The 11,626-nt window shown below is 68.9% G+C and carries 10 protein-coding genes and 1 pseudogene; 6 read left to right on the top strand and 5 right to left on the bottom strand.

The annotated features are described in order from the left end of the window. Positions 1–560 (top strand): annotated as a pseudogene (locus N536_RS0109280) (HNH endonuclease); the annotation flags it as partial. On the opposite strand, the gene N536_RS0109275 reads toward N536_RS0109280, so the two are convergent. The 5 genes from N536_RS0109275 to fadD3 are packed head-to-tail and all read right to left on the bottom strand — an operon-like array spanning position 557 to position 6,295. Beyond that, the gene (locus N536_RS0109275; RefSeq protein ID WP_029113363.1) at positions 557–1,729 is read right to left on the bottom strand and encodes a pyridoxal phosphate-dependent aminotransferase; all 1,173 of its coding nucleotides are present in this window, start codon (positions 1,727–1,729) and stop codon (positions 557–559) included. The pseudogene N536_RS0109280 and the gene N536_RS0109275 overlap by 4 nt on opposite strands. A gap of 10 nt (positions 1,730–1,739) precedes the next feature. Beyond that, positions 1,740–2,681, bottom strand: a complete 942-nt coding sequence (locus N536_RS0109270) for an acyl-CoA dehydrogenase family protein (RefSeq protein WP_029113362.1) — start codon at positions 2,679–2,681, stop codon at positions 1,740–1,742. After that, positions 2,678–3,634 (bottom strand): acyl-CoA dehydrogenase, encoded by a 957-nt coding sequence (locus N536_RS0109265; protein WP_029113361.1) that lies wholly within the window; start codon positions 3,632–3,634, stop codon positions 2,678–2,680. The genes N536_RS0109270 and N536_RS0109265 overlap by 4 nt, the downstream gene beginning before the upstream one ends. After that, positions 3,631–4,761: an acyl-CoA dehydrogenase family protein gene (locus tag N536_RS0109260; RefSeq protein ID WP_029113360.1), complete on the bottom strand. Its 1,131-nt coding sequence runs from the start codon at positions 4,759–4,761 to the stop codon at positions 3,631–3,633. The genes N536_RS0109265 and N536_RS0109260 overlap by 4 nt, the downstream gene beginning before the upstream one ends. Before the next feature lie 7 nt (positions 4,762–4,768). Next, positions 4,769–6,295, bottom strand: coding sequence for a 3-((3aS,4S,7aS)-7a-methyl-1,5-dioxo-octahydro-1H-inden-4-yl)propanoate--CoA ligase FadD3 (gene fadD3 / locus N536_RS0109255; protein ID WP_029113359.1), 1,527 nt, complete (start codon positions 6,293–6,295; stop codon positions 4,769–4,771). 47 nt (positions 6,296–6,342) lie between these two features. Here fadD3 and ipdE1 point away from each other — a divergent pair, with 47 nt between their 5' ends. The 5 genes from ipdE1 to N536_RS0109230 all read left to right on the top strand — a co-directional run bounded on the left by ipdE1 (position 6,343) and on the right by N536_RS0109230 (position 11,615). Continuing rightward, positions 6,343–7,491 (top strand): acyl-CoA dehydrogenase IpdE1, encoded by a 1,149-nt coding sequence (gene ipdE1 / locus N536_RS0109250; protein WP_029113358.1) that lies wholly within the window; start codon positions 6,343–6,345, stop codon positions 7,489–7,491. A 31-nt stretch (positions 7,492–7,522) separates the two neighbouring features. Further along, the gene (ipdF, locus tag N536_RS0109245) at positions 7,523–8,311 is read left to right on the top strand and encodes a (5R,7aS)-5-hydroxy-7a-methyl-1-oxo-2,3,5,6,7,7a-hexahydro-1H-indene-carboxyl-CoA reductase (protein WP_029113357.1); all 789 of its coding nucleotides are present in this window, start codon (positions 7,523–7,525) and stop codon (positions 8,309–8,311) included. A 72-nt stretch (positions 8,312–8,383) separates the two neighbouring features. Next, positions 8,384–9,049 (top strand): response regulator transcription factor, encoded by a 666-nt coding sequence (locus N536_RS0109240; RefSeq protein ID WP_029113356.1) that lies wholly within the window; start codon positions 8,384–8,386, stop codon positions 9,047–9,049. Next, positions 9,046–10,071: a HAMP domain-containing sensor histidine kinase gene (locus N536_RS0109235; protein WP_029113355.1), complete on the top strand. Its 1,026-nt coding sequence runs from the start codon at positions 9,046–9,048 to the stop codon at positions 10,069–10,071. The genes N536_RS0109240 and N536_RS0109235 overlap by 4 nt, the downstream gene beginning before the upstream one ends. A 2-nt stretch (positions 10,072–10,073) precedes the next feature. After that, the gene (locus N536_RS0109230) at positions 10,074–11,615 is read left to right on the top strand and encodes a DUF4153 domain-containing protein (protein ID WP_231514464.1); all 1,542 of its coding nucleotides are present in this window, start codon (positions 10,074–10,076) and stop codon (positions 11,613–11,615) included. The last annotated feature ends 11 nt before the right edge of the window (positions 11,616–11,626 follow it).

The following is an 11,626-nucleotide window of genomic DNA, read 5'->3' as shown; positions in this document are numbered from 1 at the left end:
TGAAACCGGTGACGGTGCCCACCGATGTGGCGGCGGATCCGGGATACACACCGTCGGCGAAGACCAAGGAGTTTGTCCGGTGGCGGGATTTGACGTGCCGCTGGCCGGGCTGCGACAAACCCGTCGCCGCGTGCGATGTCGACCATACGGTGCCGTATCCGGTGGGGCCGACGCATCCCTCGAACACCAAGGCGTACTGCCGTACCCATCATTTGATCAAGACGTTCGGGGGTGGTCCGGGCGGCTGGTCGGATCAGCAGTTACCGGATGGCACGATCGTGTTGACCGCCCCGACCGGGCACGTGTACCGCACCGAACCCCACGGTGCGGCGATGTTCCCGGCGTTGGGCGTCACGACCGGTGACCTCGACATTCCGCAATCACTGCAGACACCGCAGACGGATCGGTCGGTGATGATGCCGCGCCGCAAGCAGACCCGCGATCAGGACCGCCGCGACCGCATCACCGCCGAACGCCGTCAACGCCACGAACTCAACGCCGAACAACGACGCCAACGACGAGCCTGGCGCGCCGCCACCTACGAACCACCACCCTTCTAAGAGCGGCTTCTCATGAGCCACGGACCCATCCGGCGCAGCGCCTCGGTGATGTCGGAGGTCGGGCCTGCGAATGACAGCCGGACGTACGCGCCGCCGTGCACGGTGTCGAAGTCGATGCCGGGTGCTATCGCAACGCCGGTGTCGGCCAACAGCTTTGCGCAGAATTCCAGCGAATCGGTGGAGTAGTCCGAGATGTCCGCGTAGACGTAGAACGCGCCATCCGCCGGGGCCAGTCGGTCGAGACCGATCTCGGGCAATCCTCGCAGCAACAGCTCACGGTTGACCGCGCACTCCGCAACCAGCGCATCGGCCGCCGCGATGGACTCCGGCGTGAACGCGGCGACGGCGGCCTTCTGCGGGAGTGTGGGCGGGCAGATCGAGAAGTTGCCCGTCAGGCGGTCCACCGCGCGCAGCAGGGGTCGCGGCACCAGAAGCCAACCCAGCCGCCAGCCCGTCATCGCGAAGTACTTCGAGAAGCTGTTCACCACGATGGCGTCGCGCGACGTCTCCCAGGCCGAGCTCGTCGGCGGCGCACCGGGATACACCAAGCCGTGGTAGATCTCGTCGCTCACCAACTGCACGCCCTCGCCCTCGCACCACCTGGCGATGGCAGCCAGATCGGCGGGCGGGATCACAGTCCCGGTGGGGTTGGCCGGGCTGGCGAGCACGACGCCCTTGATGGGCGGGCTGATCTCGGCGAGCATCTCGACGGTCGGCTGAAACCGGGTGTCCGGCCCGCACGGCACCTCGACCACCTCGCAGCCCAACGCCGAAAGGATGTTGCGGTAGCAGGGATAGCCGGGGCTGGTCACGGCCACGCGGTCACCGACGTCGAAGCACGCCAGGAACGCGAGCAGGAAGCCGCCCGTCGACCCGGTGGTGACGACGACGTCGTCCGGCTCGACCGCGATGCCGTGCCGGTCGGCGTAGGACTCCGCGATCGCCTCGCGCAGTTCGGGGATGCCCAGCGCGACGGTGTACCCGAGGGTGTCGTTGGCCAGCGCCTCGGCCGCTGCCGCGCGAATCGGCGCCGGTGCCTGGGCGCCGGGCTGCCCAGCCGACAGATTCACCAGATCGCCATGCGAACGTTGCCGTTCGGCGGCGGCCAGCCACACGTCCATCACGTAGAACGGCGGAATTCCGGCGCGTAGCGCAACGCGATCGGTCACCCGAGTCAGGCTAGAGCACCTCGGCTTCGAGGCGGCGCAGGTGTTCCCGGGGCGGCCCCAGGAGTTGCGCGCTGCCGTGGGCCCGCTTGAAGTACAGCTGGATGTCGTGTTCCCACGTGATCGCGATGCCGCCGTGCATCTGGACGGCCTCGGCAGCGACGGCGCTGAACGCCTCGCTGGCCGCGATCCTGGCCAGGGCGGCCGACGTGGGCGTCGGGTCCGCGACGGCGTCGTCGACCACCGCGCGCGCCGACTGCACCTTGACGTACAGGTCGGCCATCCGGTGCTTGAGCGCCTGGAAGCTGCCGATGGGCCTGCCGAACTGCACCCGGTCCTTGGTGTACGCGACGGTCAGGTCCAGGCAGCGGGACGCCGCGCCGATCTGCTCGGCGGCCAACAGGATCGCCGCAGTGTCGGCGAGCCCTGGATCGCTGCCGATGCGGCTGGTGTCCCCAGCCTCGACCCGGGCCAGCCGACGGGTGGGATCCATGGACGTCGCTGGATGCGACGTGACGTCGGTCCAGCGGGTCAGCGTGCCGTCCTCGACGCCGATCACCACATCGGCGACGTCACCGTTGATCACATAACGGGCGTCGAAGACGATGGCACCAATCGACGTTCCCTCGGCGAGCTTCTCCAGGGCGTCGACGTCGGGTTCGTCGGCGGACAGCAGAGCCAGCTCGGCGAGGGTCGTGCCCAGGAGTGGCGTCGGCACCAGGCCCTTGCCCAGTTCCTCGAGCACCACGGCGGCGTCGGCGAGCTCGCCACCCGCGCCACCCAGTTCCTCGGGGACGACGAGCGCGGCCGCACCGACCTGCTCGCACAACAACGTCCACAGCGACTCGTCGAATCCGCGTTCCGAGGCCATCGCCTCGCGGACCGCTTCCGGCGATGCGTGCTTCTCGACGAGCGCGGCGACGGTGTCGCGCAGCATGTTCCGTTCGTCGCTCATGCGATTCCCTCCAACACTCGGCGACGGTGCCACGTCGGGTCGCCCCACGCCGAGCGCAGTGCCTGCACCCGCAGCAAGAGCAGGGACAGGTCGTGCTCCTGGGTGAAGCCGATGGCGCCGTGCGTCTGCAACGACGATCGCGCGGAGAGCAACGCCGCCTCCGCGGCAGCGGCCTTCGCCGCACTTGCGTCGCGCGGGGTGTCGGCCGATCCATCCGCCAGCGACAGCGCCGCGCCGTAGACCAGCGGGCGGGCCAACTCGACCGCGATGTAGACGTCGGCCAGCTTGTGCTTGATCGCCTGGTACGAGCCGATAACCCGGCCGAACTGGCTGCGCTGCTTGGCATAGGCGACCGACGCGTCCAGCATGGCCTGCCCGGCGCCGATCAACTGCGCGGCGGTGGCCAGCACGCCGAACTCGAAAGCCGTTGCGGTGTCAGCCTTCTGCGATTCACCGGACGCGGTCACGTCGAATAACCGGCGCGCCGGGTCGACGGACTCGTGCAGGGCCCCCGCGGTGCCGTCACTGACCACGCCGTCGCCGGCCACCAGGATCAGACCCGCCGTGTCGGCGTCGACAGCCCTCGGCACGAGGGGTGGCTGTGCGACCGTTGCGATCAATTCACCGGCGGCCAGGCCGGCGCTGCGCTCATCGTCGGCGAGCAGAATCGGTGCCACGGCGATGGATTCGGCGACGGGACCGGGCACACCCCAGTACCCCAGTCGTTCGGCGGCCACCACCAGATCGACGGGATGCGCCCCGATGCCGTCGAACTTCTCGGCGACCGCCAGCGCGGTCACGCCAAGGTCGCTCAGCGTGGCCCACACCTTGCGGCCGGGGCCGGTATCACCAGCGCACCAGGCCCGCACCGCGGCAGGCACGTCCGCGGCCCCGAGCGCGGCGTCGATGCTCGCGGCGAAATCGCGCTGCTGGTCGTCTATCTCGAAGTTCACTTCGCCTCCCTGGGCAGTCCCAGCAGCCGCTCGGCGATGATGTTGCGCTGGATCTCGTTGGTGCCTGCGTAGATCGGGCCACCGAGGGCGAACAGCAGCCCATCGGTCCACGAGTCGGCAAGCTCGGCATCCGCGCCCCGGAGGTCGAGCGCTGTCTGGTGCAGCGCCACGTCCAGATCCGACCAAAACACCTTGGTGATCGACGATTCGGCGCCCAGCTCACCACCTCCGGCGAGCCGCGTCACGGTGCCGAACGTGTGCAACCGGTAGGCCTGCGCCTTGATCCACGCGTCGGCGACGCGGTCGGCGAACGCAGGGTTGGGGTCGGCCTGCCACAGTTCGACGAGCCGTTCGGCCGGGGCCAGGAACCGGGCCGGACTGCGCAGCGACATGCCGCGCTCATTGCTCGACGTGCTCATCGCGGCGCGCCAGCCCTCGTTGGGCTCACCGATCACGTCCTCGTCGGGTACGAACACGTCGTCGAGGAAGATTTCGCCGAAGCCGGTGTCGCCACCGAGCTGCGCGATGGGCCGCACCGTGATGCCGTCGGCGTGCAGGTCGAACATGAAGTAGGTCAGGCCCTTGTGGCGCTGCGCTTCGGGGTCGGACCGGAACAGCCCGAAGGCCCGCTCGCCGAACGGCGCCCGCGAGCTCCAGATCTTCTGCCCGTTGAGCTTCCAGCCGCCGTCGGTCTTGGTGGCCGTCGACCGCAGCGAGGCCAGGTCGCTACCCGACTCGGGTTCCGACCAGGCCTGCGCCCAGATCTCCTCACCGCTGGCCATCTTGGGCAGCACCCGCTTCCGCTGCTCCTCCGTGCCGTGGGCGAACAGCGTCGGCGCCAGCATCGACGTGCCGTTGGCGCTGGCCCGGCCGGGCGCGCCCGCGCGGAAGTACTCCTCTTCGTAGACGATCCACTGCAGCAGCGTCGCGTCGCGGCCGCCGTACTCCTTGGGCCACGCGATCACCGAAAGGCCGGCGTCGAACAGCACCTTGTCCCAGTGCCGATGCTGTTCGAAACCCTCTGCGGTGTCGTACGACTTCGTCGGGAACTGCGCGGTGTTGCTCGCCAGGAAGTCGCGGACCTCGGCCCGGAACTCTTCTGTCGCCTCGTCGAGGTGCAAGTCCATATCGGTTCTATCCAGCCATCTCTCGCAGTTGTGGTTTGACCACCTTGCCTCCTGGGTTGCGCGGCAGGGCGTCGATGAACGCCACCGAGCGGGGGGCCTTGAAGTTCGCCAAATGCTCTCGGGTATAGGCGATTACGGCCTGCTCATCGAGCACCGCACCCGGCTTGAGTACGACGAACGCCTTGCCGACCTCGCCGAGGCGCTCGTCGGGTACCCCGATCACCGCCGAATCCGCGACGCCGTCGAGGCGGGCCAGCACCTGCTCGATCTCGGCGGGGTAGACGTTGAAGCCGCCGCAGATGTACATGTCCTTGAGCCGGTCGGTGATGCGCAGATTGCCGCGCTCGTCGACGCTTCCGATATCGCCGGTGTGCAGCCAGCCCTCGGCGTCGATCGCCTGGCCCGTCGCCTCCGGATCGTCCAGATATCCCAGCATCACGTTCGGGCCGCGCAGCAGCACCTCGCCGGTGCCCTCGGCGATCGAGAGTTCGAAGTCGGCGATCGGGCGTCCACTGGTCGTCGCCACCGTCACCGCGTCGTCGTCGGCGCGGCACATCGTCCCGAAACCGCTTGCCTCCGTGAGCCCATAGGCCGTCAGCACGATGTCGATGTCCAACTCGGCCTGCATCCGCTCGATCAGCACCACCGGGATGGTGGCGGCCCCCGTGACGGCGAACCGCAGCGACGACAGGTCGTAGTCGGCACGCTTCGGGTGGTCGAGCAGCGTCTGGTAGATCGTCGGCGGCCCCGGCAGGACGGTGATGCGGTGCTCGGCCACCGTGCGCATCGCGGTCTCCGGATCGAAGGTCAGCTGGGGGATCAGCGTCGCGCCGGTCTGCAGGCACGCCAGGATGCCTGCCTTGTAGCCGAAGTTGTGGAAGAACGGGTTGATGCACAGGTAGCGGTCATCGGCGGTGAGTTCACCGCACGCCGCCCACGCCGCGGGGGCGTCCAGCGACTGCCGGTGCGCGCACAGCACGCCCTTGCTGCGCCCGGTCGTCCCGGAGGTGAACAGGATGTCGGACACGTCGTCGGGGGAGAGCGCGGCGACGCGGGCGTCGACCGCATCGAGGTCGGTGCCGCGGGCGACGAACTCGTCCCATGTGCCGTCCTGGCGATCGATCGGGACGCGCACGACGTCGCGCAGCGCGGGCAGTGCGTCCCGGTCGAGGTCGCCGACGCGGTCGGCTCCGAGGAATTCACCCATGCCGATCAGCAGCGGGGCCTCGGTGCGGGCCAGGATGTCGGCGGCTTCGCTGGCGGTGTAGCGGGTGTTCAGCGGTACGACAACGGCGCCGGCGTGGTGCGTGGCCAGGCACGCGACGACCCAGTGCCAGGTGTTCGGCGACCAGATGGCCACCCGGTCGCCGGCCTGCACGCCAAGGTCGATCATCGCGGCCGCGGCCTGCCTGACCTCGGTCCTCAGCTGGGCGAACGTCAGGCTGCGGTCGACCGTGATGACGGCGTCGCGGTCTGAGTAGCGGTCCGCAACTTCGTCCAAGACCTGCGGAATCGTCCGGCGGCCGCTCGTCATTGATGCTCCTCTAACAAAGCAAGTGCTTGGTAGGTTAGCCTACAAGGGTGATAGGGGTCCAGGAGTTCCGGGCCGAGGTCCGGCAGTGGCTCGCCGACAATCTCGTCGGCGAATACGCCGCGCTGAAGGGCCTTGGCGGGCCGGGGCGTGAGCACGAGGCGTTCGAGGAACGACGGGCATGGAATCAGCATCTCGCGAAGGCGGGGCTGACATGCCTGGGTTGGCCGGAGGAGCACGGCGGCCGCGGCCTGTCCGTCGCGCACCGCGTCGCGTTCTACGAGGAATACGCCCGCGCGGACGCACCGGACAAGGTCAACCACTTCGGCGAGGAACTGCTCGGCCCGACGCTGATCGCGTACGGCACACCCGAGCAGCAGACGCGCTTCCTGCCCAAGATCCTCGACGTCACCGAGCTGTGGTGCCAGGGCTACTCCGAGCCCGGCGCAGGCAGCGATCTCGCCAACGTGTCCACCTCCGCCGAACTCGTCGGTGACGAATGGGTGATCAACGGGCAGAAGGTGTGGACGTCGCTGGCGCACTGGGCGCAGTGGTGCTTCGTCATCGCCCGCACCGAGAAGGGCTCCAAGCGGCATGCTGGCCTGTCCTACCTGCTGGTGCCGCTGGACCAACCCGGTGTGCAGATCCGCCCCATCGTCCAGCTCACGGGCGACTCCGAGTTCAACGAGGTGTTCTTCGACGACGCCCGTACCGATGCCGATCTCGTGGTCGGCGATCCGGGCGACGGGTGGCGCGTCGCCATGGGCACGCTCACCTTCGAACGCGGCGTGTCCACGCTGGGTCAGCAGATCCGTTATGCGCGTGAACATTCCGGTCTCGTCGAGCTGGCCAAGCGCAACGGTGCCATCGACGACCCGCTGATCCGCGAGCGGCTGACGCGGTCGTGGACCGGGCTGCAGGCCATGCGGTCGTATGCGCTCGCCACGATGGATGTCGAGCAGCCAGGCCAAGACAACGTGTCGAAGTTGTTGTGGGCCAACTGGCATCGTGAACTCGGCGAGATCGCGATGGAGATCCAAGGCATGGCGGGGCTGGTCCTCGACGGCGGCGAGTTCGATGAATGGCAGCGGCTGTACCTGTTCTCCCGTTCGGACACCATCTACGGCGGATCCAATGAGATCCAACGCAACATCATCGCTGAGCGCGTGCTCGGCCTGCCCCGAGAGGTGAAGGGATGAGCGCTTGCGCGAAGACCATCAAGGGAGCTTCATGACGTTATCTACCCCACCCAAGGAGATCGACGGGCACGGCCTGCTCACCGGCAAGGTCGTGCTCGTGACGGCCGCCGCCGGTACCGGCATCGGCTCGTCGACCGCACGGCGGGCCCTCGCCGAGGGCGCCGACGTCGTCGTCTCCGATTACCACGAGCGGCGGCTCGGCGAGACCCGCGATCAGCTCGCCGACCTCGGCCTCGGCCGGGTGGAGGCCGTGGTGTGCGACGTGACGTCGACTGAGGCCGTCGACGCGCTGATCACCACCGCGGTGGAGAAGATGGGCCGGCTGGATGTTCTGGTGAACAACGCGGGCCTCGGCGGCCAAACGCCCGTGGTGGACATGACTGACGACGAGTGGGACCGCGTCCTCAACGTGACGCTGACCTCGGTGATGCGGGCCACCCGAGCCGCGCTGCGGTACTTCCGCGGCGCGGGTCACGGCGGCGTCATCGTCAACAACGCCAGCGTGCTCGGCTGGCGCGCGCAGCACTCGCAATCGCACTACGCCGCGGCCAAGGCCGGCGTGATGGCGCTGACCCGGTGCAGCGCCATCGAAGCCGTCGAGTTCGGCGTCCGGATCAATGCGGTATCCCCGAGCATCGCGCGGCACAAGTTCCTGGAGAAGACCAGCAGCTCCGAACTGCTGGACCAGTTGTCGTCCGACGAGGCGTTCGGCCGCGCCGCCGAGCCGTGGGAGATCGCCGCCACCATCGCCTTCCTGGCCAGCGACTACTCCAGTTACCTGACCGGCGAAGTGATCTCGGTGTCCAGCCAGCGCGCCTGAGCCGAGCAATCTCCACGGTTTCTTCACAAACGCTGCCCAGAAGCACCACACCAGCCACCTACAGTCAGGTGGGTGAAGCGAATCCTGGTGGTCGACGACGAACCGACCATCCTGGCCGCGGTCGCGACCCGGCTGCGCGCGGAGGACTTCCTGGTCGAAACCGCCGTCGACGGACCGTCTGCGGTCGCGACGGCCGCGGCCACTGATCCGGACCTGGTGGTGCTCGACGTCATGCTGCCCGGGTTCGATGGTCTGGAGGTGTGCCGACGCATCCAGGCCGTGCGATCGACGCCGGTGCTGATGTTGACGGCGCGCAGCGACGAGACCGACATGCTGGTCGGCCTCGGCATCGGGGCCGACGACTACCTGACCAAGCCGTTCAGCATGCGTGAACTCGTGGCCCGCGTCCGCGTGCTGCTGCGCCGCGTGGACCGGGCGAACGACACCACCCCGGTATCGGTTGGCGACTATCGAATCGACCTGCAGGCCCGCCGCGTTCATCGGGGACCGGACGAAGTGCACCTCACCAGGATCGAATTCGATCTACTGGCGTTCCTCGCCGGCCGGCCCCGAACGGCGGTGGCCCGGGAGACCTTGCTCGAGCACGCGTGGGGTTGGGCGTCTGGTGTGGAGACACGCACGGTGGACAGTCACGTCAAGGCGCTGCGGCGCAAGCTCGGATCGGGTCTGATCCGCACCGTGCATGGCGTCGGCTACGCGTTGGAGACGCCGCGGTGAGCGGCCTTGCCGCACTGTGGGATCGGTTGCCACGCCCGCTCGACCCGTTTGCGTCGTTCAAGGTCAAGACCGGGCTGCTGGTCGGCGGCGCGATCTTGTTGGCGTCGTTCACCTTCTGGGTGGGCGCCAGTTGGCAGTTCCGCTACGCGCTGTTGGCGGCGTTGGCCACGTCACTGGTCTTCACCCAGTTCATGGCACACGGAATGACCTCCCCGCTGCGGCAGATGACCGCAGCGGCAGGAGCCATGGCCCGCGGCGACTACAGCCGCCGGGTACGCGCCACGTCGCGTGACGAAATCGGCCAACTAGCAACGGCATTCAACCAGATGGCCGCCGACCTCGGAGCCGCCGACGAATACCGGCGCGGGCTCATCGCGAACGTCTCGCACGAGCTGCGCACGCCGATCGCCGCCCTGCACGCGGTGCTCGAGAACGTCGTCGACGGTGTCGCGCAACCGGATGCCGACACCATGCGGATGGCGTTGTTGCAGACCGAGCGACTCGGTGAACTGGTCTCCGACCTGCTCGACCTGTCCCGTCTCGAGGGCGGCGCGATCCCTTTGCAGCTCAGCTCCTTTCGTGCCGCTGACTTCCTGAGCGACGCCATCGCCCACGTCGCCGTGTCGACCCCCGGCGTGGACGTCGTCGTACGGGTGTCCCCGCCGGATCTGGTCGCCGTTGCCGACTCGGCGCGGCTCCGGCAGGTCGTCGTCAACCTGGTGGACAACGCGATCCGGCACAGCCCAGCCGGTGGTCGCGTGTCCGTCGAGGCGAGTACGGCGCAGCCTTCGGGACTGCGGTTGGAGGTGTCGGACTCGGGACCCGGCATTCCGGCAGCCGAACGCGAACGCGTATTCGAGCGCTTCACGCGCGGCGCCACGTCGGCAGGGGGTACCGGCCTCGGCCTCGCGATCGCACGATGGGCGGTCGAACTGCACGGCGGCGCAATGGAAGTCATGGATGAGAGGGCGGGATGCCGCATCGGGGTCACCATCCCCGCGACGATGGAGGAACGCACGTGACGATGATGGTTCCGGGCTGGCACACCGCGCAGCCCCTGCCGCCGCCGGTGTTGGGGCCCGCGCGACCCAGCTACGGCGAACCGGGCTGGACGATCTGGCCGCACCGCGTCTGGCCCATCGACCCGTTGGCCCGGGCGCCGCGCCGTGTCGTCGTGTCGGCGCTCGTGGCGGGCCTGTTGGGCACCGCGGTGTGGCGGCCGTCGGTGCTGAGCATCGGCTACCTCATCACCGGCGTGCTGGTCTTCGCGGTGGTCTATGGCACCGGTGACCGTCGGCCCGCCCGACGCGAATGGCTCGGAATCGGACTGACACTCGCGCTGCTCGCGGTGCCTGCCGTGCTCGCGGCCGAGTGGCTCGGCGTGCTCTGCCTCATCGCCGCGTGGCTGGTCGGCTGGGGCACGCTGGTCGGCGGCCGCACGTGGACGTCGGTGTTCTCGGCGCCGTTCATCCCGTGGGTGCTCCCCGGCCGGGTGACCGGTTGGATGCGGCGCTCGCTGCCGGAGTTGGTTCCACGCGGGGTGGGCGTACCGAAGCTGGGCCGCGCCGCCGCCGTCGTCGCGATCACCGTGACCCTGGTGCTGGTGTTCGGCGGCCTGTTCGCCGCGGCCGACCCGGCCTTCGCGCACGTGGCTGGCACCCTGATGCCCGCGCTGGACATCGGCGACGTCGTCGCACGCGTCTTCGTGCTCGCCGTCGTGGCGGCGTTCATCTTTGGTGGCGCCTACCTGATCCGGTTCGCGCCGAAGCTGGACGCGTTGGCACCCGCGCCGATGCGGCCCGTGCCGAGGTGGGAATGGGCGGTGCCGCTCGGCGTGCTCGACGCGCTGTTCATCGCCTTCGTCGCCGTGCAGGCGACCGTGCTGTTCGGCGGGCACCGCCACGTCTTGGAGACCGAGGGGCTGACGTACGCCGAGTACGCCAGGCAGGGTTTCTGGCAGCTGCTCTGGGTGTCGGCGTTGACGCTGCTGGTGCTGTCCTGCGTGATCCGGGTGGCCGGCCGCACCACCACCGCCGATCGTCGAATGCTGCGGGCGCTCGTCGGGACGATGTGTACCGCGTCGGTGGTCGTCGTGGTCTCGGCGATTCACCGGATGTGGCTGTACCAACAGGCCTACGGGTTCAGCGTGCAACGCGTCATGGTCATCGCCATCGAGTTGTGGCTCGGTGCGGTGTTCGTCCTCATCGCCCTGGCGGGCATCGGGATGACGGCCCGGTGGCTGCCGCGCGCGGTCCTGATCGCCGGTGTGGCGACGCTGCTCGGGCTGGCCGGCATCAACCCGGAACGGTTGATCGCCGAGCGCAACATCGACCGCTACGAGCAGACCGGGCTGCTCGACACCGACTATCTGCTGTCCTTGTCGCCGGACGCCGAGCAGGCTCTCGCACGCCTGCCCGAGCCGATTCGGCAGTGCGCGCGGTACCGCGACGACGGGCCGGACGCCTGGTACGAGTTCAACCTCTCCCGCTCGCGCGCCAGCCACGATGGGACGCCACCGGCCGACGCGTGTGCGGTCTACTGGGTCCCGGCGTATTCGCGACCGTAGCCCGGGCTAGC

Source organism: Mycobacterium sp. URHB0044, assembly GCF_000620625.1.
Classification (GTDB): domain Bacteria; phylum Actinomycetota; class Actinomycetes; order Mycobacteriales; family Mycobacteriaceae; genus Mycobacterium.
The sequence above is the reverse complement of the archived record's forward strand: the minus strand, read 5'-3'. Positions and strand labels throughout refer to the sequence as shown.

Excerpts from the sequence above, each read along its gene's own strand:
- N536_RS0109270 (WP_029113362.1), bottom strand. The coding sequence starts at position 2,681 with ATGAGCGACGAACGGAACATGCTGCGCGACACCGTCGCCGCGCTCGTC.
- N536_RS0109260 (WP_029113360.1), bottom strand. The coding sequence starts at position 4,761 with ATGGACTTGCACCTCGACGAGGCGACAGAAGAGTTCCGGGCCGAGGTC.
- fadD3 (WP_029113359.1), bottom strand. The coding sequence starts at position 6,295 with ATGACGAGCGGCCGCCGGACGATTCCGCAGGTCTTGGACGAAGTTGCG.
- ipdF (WP_029113357.1), top strand. The coding sequence starts at position 7,523 with ATGACGTTATCTACCCCACCCAAGGAGATCGACGGGCACGGCCTGCTC.
- N536_RS0109230 (WP_231514464.1), top strand. The coding sequence starts at position 10,074 with ATGATGGTTCCGGGCTGGCACACCGCGCAGCCCCTGCCGCCGCCGGTG.